Below are 14616 nucleotides of genomic sequence, written 5' to 3'. Positions count from 1 at the left end.
AAATACATTAAAAATGTCTTATTTTTGCATCCAAATTCAACTCAGTCATTTATATAGCTGAAAAATATTTAACAACCAGTCTAGCTACAAAGCAGACACATACTAAAAATTTAAAACAATGAGTTTTAACGAAACTTTTGAAAACGAGTTAGCATTTCAAGCGGATAGAAGAAAAGCTACAGTAGAGTTTATTAAAATAGTAAGCGACCTTTGGTACGACAAATCTATTGAATTGGTACTTTTCAGAAACCAATTAATCGATAGAAATGTTAGCCAAATTTTAAATCTACACGAATACGCAGGCGAAGTTGTTCAAAAACCAATTTCTATCTTCGATTCTGTTGAAATTGCGCAAGCTATTCAAACTTTAGATTTACCACCAGCTAGACTGGATATTGGAAAGTTAACTTACGAATTTCATTTAGAAGAGAAAAAATTTAGTAACGCTTTAGCTTTTGTTGCCGATAAATTAAAAGATGCCAACAAACAAAACATTATAAAACCTAAAGATGTTGTTCTTTACGGATTTGGTAGAATTGGACGTTTAGTTGCTCGTGAATTAATAACACTTACCGGTAGAGGTAGTCAGTTGCGTTTAAGAGCCATAGTTACTCGTGGTACCATAGACCAAACAGTTTTAGAAAAAAGAGCGTCTTTATTAAGAAACGACTCAGTTCATGGAGATTTTCCAGGAACTGTAATTGCAGATTTAGAGAATAGTGCATTAATAATTAACGGAACAACTGTTAAAATTATTTCAGCAGACAATCCGGAAGACATTGATTATACAAGCTACGGTATTAACAATGCTTTAGTAATAGATAATACTGGAGCTTTTAGAGACAAAGAAGCTTTGAGCAGACATTTATCTTCAAAAGGTGCAGATAAAGTATTACTTACAGCTCCAGGAAAAGGTGTTCCAAATATTGTTCACGGAGTAAACCATTTAGAGCACAACCCAGACGAAGTAGATATCTTTTCTGCTGCATCATGTACTACTAATGCTATTACACCTATTTTAAAAGTAGTAGAAGATACATTAGGAGTAAAAAGTGGACATCTTGAAACAATTCACGCTTACACAAACGATCAAAACTTAGTAGATAACTTTCATAAAAAATACCGTCGTGGACGTGCAGCTGCATTAAACATGGTAATTACAGAAACTGGAGCTGGAAGCGCCGTTGCAAAAGCACTACCTGCTTTAGAAGGAAAATTAACATCTAATGCAATTCGTGTCCCTGTTCCAAATGGTTCCTTAGCTATTTTAAGTTTGGAATTGGAAAAAGAAACTTCCCTTGAAGGCATCAACGCTATCATTAAAAACTCCGCTATTGAAGGTGATTTAGTAGAACAAATTAAATATGAATTAAGCGATGAGTTAGTTTCTAGCGATATTGTTGGTAGCTCTGCTCCATCTATTTACGATAGTAAAGCAACTATTGTTAGAAAAGATGGGAAAAATGTACTACTATATATATGGTACGATAACGAATATGGTTATAGCCACCAAGTTATTCGCTTAGCAAAACACATTGCTAAAGTAAGACGTTATACATATTACTAGTATCACACTAAAATTGATATTAAAAAAATCTTGTTTTTGTATAAAGCAAGATTTTTTTTTTTGCGTGCAACTCTCTATTAATTTATGTTTTGATAACCACAAGAAACCATGACACCATTAGAAGTATTCAAAATTTAAGAGTTTTTAAACATCTAAAATTTGCTTCTATTCGTATATAAAATTAGCCTCACAAAGTGAGGCTTTTTCATAAATGGTAATTAAAACTAAACTTAATTCCTTAATTTCGTATTATAAACATTTAAAAACAAAAAATCCCAAATGAAAATTTTTAAATCCTTATTGTTCGTCCTTTGCATTATTTCTTTTAATACCTACGCACAAGAGCAATCAGACGACGATAAACTTTCGTTAACTAGCGGAAGTTTGGATAACCAGTTCAATTATGTTATTAAGCGTTCTAATAACTATCAAGACTACAAAGTTGTTAAAGAAAATTGGTTGTACACTTTAAAATCTCACACTTTGGATTCTTTAAAAGCAATCCAAACTCAATTGGACAGCACTAAATTGGTTATAAAAAATCAGGCAGAAGAAACTGCCTTATTAAAATCTAATTTAGCTAACACTCAACAAGTTTTAGACAAAACTACTTCAGAAAAAGACAATATGTCTTTATTTGGTTTACAAATGAGTAAATCTAATTACAATGCATTGATGTGGTCAATTATCGGGTTGTTACTAGCATTCTTGTTATTATTTATTTATAAATTTAAGAATAGTAATTTAGTTACAAAAGAAGCAAAAAATGCACTATCAGAAATTGAAGAAGAATTTGAAGAACATCGAAAAGTAGCATTGGAAAGAGAACAAAAAGTAAGACGTCAACTACAAGACGAATTAAATAAACATAAATAGAAAATTAGTTCTATTATAAAAAACTGTAAATTTTCGTTTACAGTTTTTTTTTACTCCGTTGTTATTTCCCCTTTATATTATCAAAAATCGTTTTCATGAAGTTACCTTAATTTAGAAAATTATAATTAAGGTAACTTCCTCATTAAAACTAAAAATTTCATAAAACATTTCAAGTATATTTGCAGTTCTAAAGTCTTATCATGCGCATAGATATTATTACCGTTTTACCCGAATTACTAAAAAGTCCGTTTGAAGCCTCTATTTTAAAAAGAGCCATTGAAGCCAATTTAGTAGAAGTACATTTCCACAACTTAAGAGACTTCACAACAGATAATTACAAAACTATTGACGACTACCAGTTTGGTGGTGGCGCAGGCATGGTCATGATGATAGAACCAATCGATAAGTGTATAACTAAATTAAAATCTGAAAGAAATTACGATGAAGTTATTTACATGACTCCAGATGGCGAAACCTTAAACCAAGGCATAGCTAATCATTTGTCATTAAAAGAAAACATTATTATTCTCTGCGGGCATTATAAAGGTGTAGACCAAAGAGTACGCGATCATTTTATTACGCGCGAGATTTCAATTGGAGATTATGTGCTTTCCGGAGGAGAACTTGGAGCTGCTGTTTTATGTGACGCTATTATCCGACTAATTCCTGGTGTTCTAGGAAATGAAACTTCTGCTTTAACAGATTCTTTTCAAGATAACTTATTAGCACCACCTATTTACACCCGTCCGAGAGACTATAAAGGTTGGCAGGTTCCAGAAGTGCTATTTAGTGGTAACTTTCCTGAAATTGAAAAATGGAGAGAGGAGAAAGCCTACGAACACACAAAAAACAGACGTCCAGACTTACTAAATGATTAGTAGTAACCTAATAAATTGTTTTTGGATTGCTAATCTGAAGAAAACTAAGACTTTAAGTCATTAGAATAGGTTACAAAAAAAGAAAAAAAACTTTTAACTTATATAATACTACATAAAAGTTTTTACTTATATTTGCACCCAATTTCGGGTTAACCTCTGGCGAGAATCGTATATGTTGTTTCGAAAAAATTATAATTAAATATAAAGATATGGATTCTTTAGTAAAATTTGTACAAGACGAATTTGTAATAAAAAAGGATTTTCCAGAATTTAAAGCTGGAGACACAATTACAGTATACTATGAAATTAGAGAGGGTGAGAAAGTTCGTACTCAGTTCTTTAAAGGTGTAGTAATTCAAAAAAGAGGGACTGGATCTACAGAAACTTTTACAATTAGAAAAATGTCTGGAACTATTGGAGTAGAGCGTATTATTCCAATCAATATGCCAGCATTACAGAAAATTGAAGTAAACAAAAAAGGTAAAGTTCGTAGAGCTCGTATCTATTACTTCAGAGGTCTTACTGGTAAGAAAGCAAGAATCAAAGAAAACATGAAACGTTAATAAACGTTTAATAATCTTGAAAAGCCCTGTTAATACAGGGCTTTTTTTATAAACAAATGTTAATAACTAATGTTTATAACCGGTTGATATATAATATGTTAAAACCCTTGTGATTAAGGATAAGATAACGTAACTTAGTATTAGAATTTATAAACGACGTTTTGTTGGTTTCACATAAAAGAATTACTTATAAATTCTAAAAGAAACGTTCTTTATTATAATTGTTTTTTGAGGTTTTAAGGATATGTGTGAATACATGTACACCAAGAAATCATGATACTTGTAGAAGGTTTGACTGTTTACAGTGGAATCCTAAAGAAGTTGAAAGCTTGTGCTAATTAGATGTTACGAAAGTAAATTTAGTTAACCATTGCAATGTTTTATAAGTAGTTAGATTGCATAGCAATAAACAAAGTGTAAAACATCAAGAAAAACAATTTATCAGAAACATTTCGGCAACAAGTCAATACATTTTGAAAGTTGTATTAAACGAATGTTTCTTTTGAAATAGTAGTACTTGAATTGAAAAGTGTAAACGACAGTTTATACCATGTAGTAGAGATGCTAGATTAGATCACGTTAAGCTATTTCAAAGAAAGCCATATCAAAGTAGATTTAGATCTAGTATGATATGGCTTTTTGTTTGATAATAATTTGAGATATCCTCCCTACCTTTGATTTTCTAAAAACACATCCACAAAATGAACCTTCCTCTTATTTTAGATAAAGAATTTAATAAAGTTGATTTCACGAAAAACGAATTAGAAAAAGCAGAATACGATAACTGTAGTTTTATAGATTGTGAATTTTCAAACAGCTATCTAGCCACTATTTCCTTTATTGAATGTAAATTTATAAACTGTAACTTAAGTAATGTTAAAGTGAAAAATACCACTTTTAAGGATACTTTGTTTACGGAATGTAAATTGTTAGGCATTTCATTTTCCGACTGTAATCCGTTTTTACTATCATTTGCATTTAATAAATCAAACTTAAATTTCTCTTCATTCTACAAATGCAATCTTAACAAAACCGTTTTCGATCACTGCATTTTAGAAAATATTGATTTTTCTGAAGCAAATTTAAGCCAGGCCAAATTTTTAGACTGTAATTTAAGCCAAAGCGTCTTCAAAAACTGCAATTTACAACAGACAGATTTTAGAACCGCATATAATTTCTACATAAATCCAGAATCAAACAGTCTAAATAAAGCCAAATTTTCAAAAGAAGGAGCCTTAAATCTACTAATATCTTATAATCTAGACATAGAATAATCGAATTCAGCAATAGACAATTCACTTTTTTATCATCTTCATAAAACATGCCTATTTAAAGGGTTCTTCATTTTAAAAGAGTTTATATTTTCATATATTTGCATGGCTTAAAAATCAAGCAAATTCTATTAAATAAAACTGAAAAATCTTATGGCAAATCCATCTACAATTATTTATACTAAAACAGATGAAGCTCCAGCTTTAGCAACTTATTCCTTTTTACCTATTGTAAAATCGTTTACCAAACCAACTGGGGTTGATATAGACACAAAAGACATATCCATTGCTAATAGAATTTTAGCTATTTTTCCGGATTTTTTATCTGATGAACAAAAAGTAAGCGACGACTTAGCTATTCTTGGTGAATTAGTAAAACAACCAGAAGCTAACATTATAAAATTACCAAACATAAGTGCATCTACTCCTCAGTTAAATGCTGCGATTGAAGAATTACAAGCTAAAGGTTTTAAAATACCTAATTATCCTGACGAGCCTAAAAATGACACTGAAAAGGAAATAAAATCACGCTACGACAAAATTAAAGGATCTGCTGTAAATCCTGTACTTCGCGAAGGAAACTCGGATAGACGTGCACCAAAAGCCGTTAAAAACTACGCCAAGAAAAACCCTCATTCTATGGGAGCTTGGACCAAAGATTCTAAAACGCATGTAGCAACTATGGATGCGGGTGACTTTGCTCATAATGAAAAGTCGATGACTTTAGATAAAGCGACAACAGTTTCTATTCAATTTAAAGGAGCAAATGGTGAAACGGAAGTATTAAAAAACAATCTAAATCTACTAGAAGGCGAAATTATAGATGCTACTGTTTTAAGCAAAAAAGCTTTAATTGAATTTTTAGAAGCTCAAGTTAAAGATGCTAAGGACCAAGGGGTTCTATTCTCTTTACATATGAAAGCTACCATGATGAAAATTAGTGATCCAATTATTTTTGGTCATGCTGTAAAAGTATTTTTCAAAGACTTGTTTGCTAAACATGGTGATACATTTAAATCTATTGGTGTAGATGTTAATAATGGTTTTGGAAATTTAGTAGAAAAACTACAAGAACTTCCTGAAGCTAAACGTCTAGAAATACAAGAAGACATTGCTACAGCCTATAAAAATGGCCCAGCTCTAGCTATGGTAAATAGTGACAAAGGAATTACCAACCTTCATGTACCAAGTGATGTTATTATTGATGCATCCATGCCGGCCATGATTAGAACGTCTGGACAAATGTGGAATGCCGATGGAAAACTACAAGATACTAAAGCAGTAATTCCAGATAGTAGTTATGCTGGAATTTATACAGCAACTATAGATTTCTGTAAAGAACATGGTGCTTTTGATCCAACAACGATGGGATCAGTACCAAACGTAGGGCTTATGGCTCAAAAAGCTGAAGAATACGGCTCTCACGATAAAACTTTTGAAATGAAAGCTAACGGAACTGTTAGCGTTATTGATGCTTCAGGAAATGTATTAATTGAACATACAGTTGAAGCTGGAGATATCTGGCGTATGTGCCAAGCTAAAGATGCCCCAATTCAAGATTGGGTAAAATTAGCCGTTTCAAGAGCTAGAGCCTCTGAAACCCCTGCTGTATTTTGGTTAGATGAAAACAGAGCTCACGATATTGAATTAATCAAAAAAGTAAACCTATACTTAAAAGACCACGACACTTCTGGATTAGATCTTAGAATTCTATCCCCTTTTGAAGCAACAAAATTCACTTTAGAAAGAGTTAAAGAAGGAAAAGATACTATTTCAGTTTCTGGAAACGTATTAAGAGATTACTTAACCGATTTATTCCCGATTTTAGAATTGGGTACAAGTGCAAAAATGCTTTCTATTGTGCCTTTAATGAATGGTGGTGGTTTATTTGAAACTGGAGCTGGAGGTTCTGCCCCAAAACACGTTCAACAAGTATTAGAAGAAAACCACTTACGTTGGGATTCTTTAGGAGAGTTTTTAGCACTGGCTGTTTCATTAGAACATTTAAGCGAAGCTACAAACAACCCAAAAGCATTAGTTTTAGCCGAAGCATTAGACCTTGCTACAGAAGAATTATTGGATAACAAAAAAGGACCTTCTAGAAAAGTTGGAGAAATTGACAACAGAGGAAGTCATTTTTATCTAGCTATGTATTGGGCACAAGCTTTAGCTGAACAAACTAAAGACAATGAATTGCAAGCTATCTTCGCTCCTATTGCTAAACAGCTTGAAGAAAACGAAGAGAAAATCATGCAAGAATTAAATGAGGTACAAGGACAGCCTACAGATCTTGGTGGTTATTATAGATTTGGAGAAAATGAAACTAACAAAATCATGAGACCAAGCACAACATTAAATAGCATTTTACAAGCTATTTAATTCAAAAATAACATTTAATAAATTAAAGCTCCTTCTGGGAGCTTTTTTTTATAACTTTAGTCAAAATGCTTTATTAATGAAAATTAGATTTCTCTGTTTACTTTTAATTACAGGATTAAGTTATAGCGAGATTTTTGCACAAGACAAGGTAACCCTTAGTGGTATTGTATCTGATATTAGCAGCAACGAAACACTTATTGGTGTAAATATTCTATTTCCAGAATTAAATACTGGAGCTACTACCAACGAATATGGGTTCTATTCCATTACCATTCCAAAAGGAACTTATAATATAGTTGTTAGCTATTTAGGATATACCGATATATCAGAAACCATTATTCTAGAAACTAATTTAAGCAAAAACTTTAGCTTAACGGAAGCGCTTGAAAATTTAAACGAAATAATTATCACTCAAAATGTTGAAAAATTAAATATTAAAAAACCACAAATGAGTGTCAATTCCTTGAGTTCAAATACTATTAAGAAAATCCCTGTAGTGTTTGGAGAGGCTGATGTTATAAAGGCTATAACATTATTACCTGGAGTTACAAGTGCTGGCGAAGGCTCCTCAGGATTTAATGTGCGTGGAGGGGCATCAGATCAAAACTTAATACTTCTAGACGAAGCAACTATTTATAACTCCTCTCACCTATTTGGTTTCTTTTCTGTATTTAATCCGGATGCAATAAAGGATTTAAAACTATTTAAAGGAGGCATTCCTGCAAGGTATGGTGGCCGTGTATCTTCGGTCTTAGATATTTATCAGAAAGAAGGAAATAGTAACAAGTTTAAAGTTAATGGGGGAATTGGTTTAATTTCCAGCAGACTTTTAGCCGAAGGTCCAATAAACAAAGGACAGGGTTCATTTTTATTGGGAGGTAGAGCAACTTACGCCCATCTATTTTTGCCTATTTTCGACCTTGAAAACAAGGCCTATTTTTATGACTTAAACACCAAAATAAGTTACAAACTCAATAAAAATAACAATGTATATCTATCCGGCTACTTTGGAAGGGATGTTTTAAGTTTCAATGATAGTTTTAAAAACACCTATGGAAATAGTGTTTTAAATTTTAGGTGGAACCATTTGTTCTCAGATAAATTATTCTCTAACCTCTCTTTAATATACTCCGATTATTATTACGGTTTAGATCTAGGTTTTATAGAATTTAAATGGAATTCTGGCATAAGAAACGTAAATATTAAATACGACTTCAAGCACTATTTAAGTAACAAAATAAATTTCCAATATGGATTAAACAGCATCTATCATAAATTTAATCCTGGTGAAATCGAGCCTTCAAATCCAGAGTCTGGAATTAATGCACAGAAACTTATAGATAAATACGCTTTTGAAAATGCCATATATATAGATGTAGAACACAAATTAACTGATAAAATAATGGCATCCTATGGTTTACGTTACAGTACTTTTTTACGCTTAGGTCAAGACGAATTAAATACTTATGAAAATAACCAGGCTGTAATTTATAATCAAGACCTTCAAATTTACCAAAAAGCAATTCCTATTGGAACGGATAAATTTAAACGTAGTGATGTTATAAAGTCTTTTGGTAATTTAGAACCAAGATTGGCCTTGGCCTTCGAACTAAATCCCAGCGCATCAATTAAGGCTAGTTACAACCGAATGAACCAATATTTACATTTGTTATCCAACACAAGTTCACCTACTCCTTTAGATATTTGGACCCCAAGTGGCAAATACATCAAGCCACAACAACTAGATCAAGTTGCTTTAGGTTATTTTAAAAACTTTAAGGAAAATACTTATTCTTTAGAAGTTGAGACCTTTTACAAAAAAGTAAAAAATAGAATCGATTATATAGATGGTGCAGATTTAATTGCTAATAACGCCATTGAGCAAGTTATTTTAAATGGAGAAGCTAAGGCGTACGGTTTAGAATTACTATTTAGAAAAAATTTAGGTCGTTTTAAAGGTTGGCTTGCCTATACCCTAGCTAATTCTGAACAAAGAACACCTGGAAGGTCATCCTTTGAACCAGGAATAAATAATGGCGATTGGTATAAAACTCCATACGACAAAACACATGATATATCCATTACAGCTAGTTACGATTTAACAAAAAAATGGAGTTTTAATGTGAATTTTTTATTCCAAACAGGACAACCCATTACTTATCCAGACGCACAATACGTATATAACGGAATTAATATTCCCAACTATGGTTTAAGAAACGAATACAGATTACCCGCTTATAATCGACTAGATATTTCGGCTACCTATACACCTAAACCTGATAAAAATAAAGGTTGGCAAAGTGAATGGGTTTTTGGAATTTACAATGCATATAACAGAAAAAATGCAGCTTCTATTTCTTTTAAACAAAATGAAGAAACACGAGTTAATGAAGCGTTAAGATTATCAATTTTCGGAATTGTTCCTTCAATATCGTATAATTTCAAATTTTAATAAAATGAAAAAGCATATATTTTTACTCATATTAACCTTAGCACTTTATTCGTGTGAAGATGTAATTGAGGTAGACGTACCAACAACAGAACCACGTTTAGTAATTGAAGCTTCCATTAATTGGGTAAAAGGAACTCCAGGAACCAATCAAATTATTAAATTAACAACTACAGCTCCCTATTTCAATGATGGTGTGCCTCCTGCTAATAACGCACAAGTAAGCATCACAGACCAACATAATAATGTATTCCATTTTATAGAAGATAGCGATACAGGCATTTATTACAACTCTAATTTTATTACTGAATTAAATGGGGTTTACAACTTAACCATTACCTATAACAACGAAACATATACTGCTACAGAAACGCTTTTACCTGTTAGCGAAATTGAATTTGTAGAGCAGAATTTGGAAGGCGGTATTTCTGGTGAAGACACCGAAATTAAACCGTATTTCACAGACCCTGTAGATGAAGAAAATTATTATTTTTTTGAATATATACCGAACATTCCAGTTTTAGCCACTTTGGATACCTTTAAGGATGAATTTGTGAACGGAAATCTAATTTTCGGATACTATGTCGAAGAAGAATTAAAACCAGGAGATGAAGTTCTTATAAGAAGTAATGGGGTTTCAAAACAATTCTACGAATTTATGTATATTTTATTACAACAAACTGGTGCAGCCGGAGGTCCTTTTGAAACCCAACCAGCTACTGTAAAAGGAAATTGTATAAACATTACAAATCCAAACAACTATCCTTTAGGCTATTTTAGATTATCGGAGGTTTCAGAAGTAAACTATATCGTACAAGAATAAACCCATCCAAACATTTACTTAGATTATTAAATTCAGTATTTTTGAAATCATGGAATTTATAAAAACTACCGAACAAGACTCTAACTATAATCATCTAGAAAAGATGAATGTTAACGAGTTGCTTTCAAATATTAATGCAGAAGATAGAACAGTACCACAAGCAGTAGAAAAAAGCTTGTCTCAGATAGAAACCTTAGTTAAACAGATTGTTGAGAAACTAGAGCACGGTGGTCGATTATTTTATATTGGTGCGGGTACAAGTGGAAGATTAGGTATTTTAGATGCCTCTGAATGTCCCCCAACCTTCGGTGTTTCGCATAATTTGGTAATTGCATTAATTGCAGGAGGAGATTCGGCCATACGAAAAGCGGTTGAATTTGCAGAAGACTCGGAAACAGAAGGCTGGGAAGATTTACAAAAGCATAATATCTCGAAAAAAGATATCGTTGTAGGAATTGCAGCTTCAGGAACAACACCTTATGTCATTCATGCATTAAAAAACTGTAATGACAACGGAATAGTTACTGGATGTATTACCTGCAATAAAAATAGTCCTTTGTCTAGTACAGCTAAATATCCTATTGAAGTAGTTGTAGGGCCAGAGTTTGTAACAGGAAGTTCTAGAATGAAAGCTGGAACAGCTCAAAAGTTAGTGTTAAATATGATTACCACAGCAACTATGATAAAGCTTGGTCATGTAAAAGGAAATAAAATGGTGGATATGCAACTAAGTAATAATAAACTTGTAGAAAGAGGTGTAAATATGATTATGAAGGTACTACAAATTTCTAAAAATGAAGCACAATCTCTTTTAAACCAATATAAAAATGTTCGCGAAGCAATAAAAAATTACAATCATGGAAACTAAAAGAACAAACAAAGATGTACTAATAAAGGGGCTAAAAAAAATGGGGCTTTCATTATTATGTATGTTTCTTGGTCCTACTCTAATTTATATCGCTTTTAGCAATCAGGAAAAACCCTTATATATACCCATACTAATTGTTTCAATATTAATTTGTGTTCTTGCAGTTTACTTAGCTTTCACTGGTTTAAAGACTATTATGGATAGTATGTTTGATAAACCATCCTCCAAATAACACAGTTAAAAATCTATTAACTTTTAAATAAAAAAGTAACAATTTAGCCTTTTAAATATTCTAAAACCAATCGTAATTCACCATAGGTATACTTCTCATCCAATTGATGTTTTAAATCCGATAGGTTTTCAAAAGCTGTATTAGGAATAATTTCTTTCAATTCGTTAAAATGAGATTCGGGCATTAAATCCGTAATTTTAATTTCCTTTGAGGGAATAAAACTAGCTAAATGCCCAAAAATGGTGTTTTCATTTAATTCTCTTTCTTCTGAAATTTCTTGAATGTTTTTACCGGCTTTAAAAAGATCTAAAGATAGTTTTTTGGTATCAACCTTCGGTTTTTTGATTGTTTCAGATTGAATTCGACTAGTATTGTGTGGAACATCTATATTATTTTGCTCTAAATAATCATGAATAACTTTTAAAATGGCATCTCCATATTTTCCAACTCGTACTTTTCCCATTCCATTAATTGTTAAAAGGTCTTTTGTTGAAGTTGGTAAAACTTCGCACATTTCATATAAAGACTTCTGATTAAATATTTGGTAATGGATTAAATCATTTTCTTTAGCAATACGATCTCTTAATTCTCTAAGTAATTCAAATAAAATAACATTAGAAGTCCCTTCAACAACGGTTTTCCTATCTACCTTAGGTTTTTCTTTAGTTATAAAAGCAGATTTCGCTTTTAATTCCAAAAATTTATGACTGTCAAAATTATCACCTAACTCATTAAAGTATAAAAGCTTTACTTCTAACAATTCCTCAATAAGATCCATGTGTTTAGTCAGCTCCTTTTCCAATTCCTTATTATCTGTTGTAAACACAAGAGCTTTACAAGCAGAAACAATAATGTTTTCAGTGTTAGCTTTAAAGTAACCAATAGCTTTACTAAATCGTTTTTGAACTAATTTGCAATCTTCAGGAAGTTCGCCATTATTTAAAATACCCTTCAACTGATCAATAAAGCTTGTATTAATTTTTAAAAATGGAATTACAGCTTCTTCTTTAATCCTTAATAAAGCCTGCTCTATTTTACCTTCAATACTATTTCTATTTTTATAGTAAATATCTAAAGTACGATTAACCGGAAACAAAAAATCATGAAAATTAAAAATCTCAAAAATACAATCTAATTGAAATTCGCATTGTGATTGCCTTAAAACATCTTCATCTGGAGCATTTACCTCAGATTCCTTATTAAAGGAATTAATATCAGTATTGCTAATTATATGACTAGAGCTGATTTTACTTTTTAAAACAAGTCCTTCCAGAGATTTACATCTACTTAATGCCACATAGGTTTGGCCATGTGCAAAAGCACCTGCCGCATCTATAATGGCCTTTTCGAATGTTAAACCCTGACTTTTATGTATAGTAATAGCCCAAGCCAACCTTAATGGAATTTGTTTATAAAACCCAACTCTCTCCTCTTTTATAGCCTTTGTTTCATTATCTACAGTATAATTTATATTTTCCCAAACTTCTGGACTTGTGGTTATATCAAAATCATCCTCCGGACAACGTATAATAACTTCATTTTTATTAAGGCCTACAATCTTTCCAATTTTTCCATTGAAGTAACGTTTATCTGGAGAACTATCATTTTTAATAAACATTACTTGCGCCCCAACTTTTAAATTAAGTATTTCATCCGTAGGAAAAGAATATTCTGGAAACTTACCTCCAACTTCAGCCTTATAGCTATATACCTTTGAACACAACGATTTTAATTCTTCCAAATTTACATTTTCAGCCTTTCTATTGTGAGTGGTTAAATAAATATATCCTTCTTTAGGATTAGGCCTAAAGTTTTCAATATAACGACTGTTTAGTGCATCAGCCGAAGCCTGTGTTAATGAGTTATTCCTAACTTCGTTTAAAATCTTGATAAACTTTTGATTATCCTGCCTGTAAATATGCTTTAACTCAATAGTCAATGCTTTACAAGACTGAAATACATGACTACTAAAAAAAAACTCTGTATTATAATATGATTTTAATAAGTTCCATTCGTTATCTTTTATTACAGGTGATAATTGTTGTAAATCCCCAATCATCAGAACTTGAACCCCTCCAAAATCCTTTTTAGATTTTCTATATCTCTTTAATACCTGATCTATACCATCTAGTAAATCAGCACGAACCATACTTATTTCATCAATAATCAATAAATCCAAGGATTTAATAATATCAATTTTGGTTTTACTGAACTTTTTACTAAAATTTAAAGTTTGGTGATTTTCTTTCGAAGGGATTATTGGACCGAAAGGCATTTGAAAAAATGAATGTATCGTGACTCCTTTGGCATTAATAGCAGCCACTCCTGTAGGAGCAACAACAATAAGACGTTTAAGGGATTCCTTTTTAAGCCTGTGTAAAAAAGTTGTTTTTCCAGTACCTGCCTTACCCGTTAAGAATATATTTCTGGACGTATTATTGATAAAGGCCCAAGCCAAGTCTAGTTCTTTATTACTTTCCAAAAGAATAACATATAAATCGTTTCACTACTAATATAAAGATACAAACATATTCTATAATAAAAATATCAAAAGAACCTAAGAAAGAGATTTCCGATTATTTTTTCAAATTATTCCAAAAAAAAATCCCGATTCAAATAAATGAATCGGGATTCTAAAAAGGCGATGACCTACTCTTCCACAAATGCAGTACCATCGGCGCTAATGGGCTTAACTTCTCTGTTCGGAATG

11 protein-coding genes and 1 rRNA gene are annotated in these 14616 nt (G+C 31.6%); 10 read left to right on the top strand and 2 right to left on the bottom strand.

Features of this window, described 5'->3' with window-relative positions; all coding sequences use genetic code 11:
- The first annotated feature begins 118 nt into the window (after window positions 1-118).
- The 10 genes from VKY41_RS08255 (at window position 119) to VKY41_RS08210 (ending at window position 11906) form a co-directional block, all read left to right on the top strand.
- Entirely contained in the window at window positions 119-1567 is a 1449-nt protein-coding gene (locus VKY41_RS08255; RefSeq protein WP_500813969.1) for a glyceraldehyde-3-phosphate dehydrogenase, read from the top strand.
- Between the two features lie 279 nt (window positions 1568-1846).
- Window positions 1847-2443 carry a tRNA (guanine-N1)-methyltransferase gene (locus tag VKY41_RS08250; protein ID WP_500813968.1) on the top strand — a complete coding sequence of 199 codons (597 nt, stop codon included), beginning with the start codon at window positions 1847-1849 and terminating at the stop codon, window positions 2441-2443.
- 200 nt (window positions 2444-2643) lie between these two features.
- Window positions 2644-3321, top strand: coding sequence for a tRNA (guanosine(37)-N1)-methyltransferase TrmD (gene trmD, locus VKY41_RS08245; protein ID WP_500813967.1), 678 nt, complete (start codon window positions 2644-2646; stop codon window positions 3319-3321).
- A 209-nt stretch (window positions 3322-3530) separates the two neighbouring features.
- On the top strand, window positions 3531-3884 hold the full coding sequence (gene rplS / locus VKY41_RS08240) for a 50S ribosomal protein L19 (protein ID WP_500813966.1): 354 nt from the start codon (window positions 3531-3533) through the stop codon (window positions 3882-3884).
- A gap of 701 nt (window positions 3885-4585) precedes the next feature.
- Complete coding sequence (locus tag VKY41_RS08235; RefSeq protein WP_500813965.1) at window positions 4586-5158, top strand: pentapeptide repeat-containing protein; 573 nt, start codon at window positions 4586-4588, stop codon at window positions 5156-5158.
- A 150-nt stretch (window positions 5159-5308) separates the two neighbouring features.
- Entirely contained in the window at window positions 5309-7534 is a 2226-nt protein-coding gene (locus tag VKY41_RS08230; RefSeq protein WP_500813964.1) for an NADP-dependent isocitrate dehydrogenase, read from the top strand.
- A 76-nt stretch (window positions 7535-7610) separates the two neighbouring features.
- A complete protein-coding gene (locus VKY41_RS08225; RefSeq protein WP_500813963.1) occupies window positions 7611-9986 on the top strand; it encodes a TonB-dependent receptor in 2376 nt (791 codons plus the stop codon).
- A 4-nt stretch (window positions 9987-9990) separates the two neighbouring features.
- Window positions 9991-10806 carry a DUF4249 family protein gene (locus tag VKY41_RS08220; RefSeq protein WP_500813962.1) on the top strand — a complete coding sequence of 272 codons (816 nt, stop codon included), beginning with the start codon at window positions 9991-9993 and terminating at the stop codon, window positions 10804-10806.
- Between the two features lie 49 nt (window positions 10807-10855).
- Window positions 10856-11674, top strand: a complete 819-nt coding sequence (murQ, locus tag VKY41_RS08215; protein WP_500813961.1) for an N-acetylmuramic acid 6-phosphate etherase — start codon at window positions 10856-10858, stop codon at window positions 11672-11674.
- A complete protein-coding gene (locus tag VKY41_RS08210; RefSeq protein ID WP_500813960.1) occupies window positions 11664-11906 on the top strand; it encodes a DUF6095 family protein in 243 nt (80 codons plus the stop codon). The genes murQ and VKY41_RS08210 overlap by 11 nt, the downstream gene beginning before the upstream one ends.
- A gap of 43 nt (window positions 11907-11949) precedes the next feature.
- Here VKY41_RS08210 and VKY41_RS08205 read toward each other — a convergent pair whose 3' ends face one another.
- Window positions 11950-14388, bottom strand: coding sequence for a helix-turn-helix domain-containing protein (locus VKY41_RS08205; RefSeq protein ID WP_500813959.1), 2439 nt, complete (start codon window positions 14386-14388; stop codon window positions 11950-11952).
- Between the two features lie 154 nt (window positions 14389-14542).
- Window positions 14543-14616: ribosomal RNA gene (gene rrf, locus VKY41_RS08200) — 5S ribosomal RNA — on the bottom strand; the annotation flags it as partial.

The sequence above is a fragment of the Xanthomarina sp. genome, from assembly GCF_035306605.1.
In the GTDB taxonomy this organism is placed as follows: domain Bacteria; phylum Bacteroidota; class Bacteroidia; order Flavobacteriales; family Flavobacteriaceae; genus Xanthomarina.
The sequence above is the reverse complement of the archived record's forward strand: the minus strand, read 5'-3'. Positions and strand labels throughout refer to the sequence as shown.

Excerpts from the sequence above, each read along its gene's own strand:
- VKY41_RS08255 (WP_500813969.1), top strand. The coding sequence starts at position 119 with ATGAGTTTTAACGAAACTTTTGAAAACGAGTTAGCATTTCAAGCGGAT.
- VKY41_RS08230 (WP_500813964.1), top strand. The coding sequence starts at position 5,309 with ATGGCAAATCCATCTACAATTATTTATACTAAAACAGATGAAGCTCCA.
- VKY41_RS08250 (WP_500813968.1), top strand. The coding sequence starts at position 1,847 with ATGAAAATTTTTAAATCCTTATTGTTCGTCCTTTGCATTATTTCTTTT.
- murQ (WP_500813961.1), top strand. The coding sequence starts at position 10,856 with ATGGAATTTATAAAAACTACCGAACAAGACTCTAACTATAATCATCTA.
- trmD (WP_500813967.1), top strand. The coding sequence starts at position 2,644 with ATGCGCATAGATATTATTACCGTTTTACCCGAATTACTAAAAAGTCCG.
- rplS (WP_500813966.1), top strand. The coding sequence starts at position 3,531 with ATGGATTCTTTAGTAAAATTTGTACAAGACGAATTTGTAATAAAAAAG.
- VKY41_RS08210 (WP_500813960.1), top strand. The coding sequence starts at position 11,664 with ATGGAAACTAAAAGAACAAACAAAGATGTACTAATAAAGGGGCTAAAA.
- VKY41_RS08220 (WP_500813962.1), top strand. The coding sequence starts at position 9,991 with ATGAAAAAGCATATATTTTTACTCATATTAACCTTAGCACTTTATTCG.
- VKY41_RS08235 (WP_500813965.1), top strand. The coding sequence starts at position 4,586 with ATGAACCTTCCTCTTATTTTAGATAAAGAATTTAATAAAGTTGATTTC.
- VKY41_RS08225 (WP_500813963.1), top strand. The coding sequence starts at position 7,611 with ATGAAAATTAGATTTCTCTGTTTACTTTTAATTACAGGATTAAGTTAT.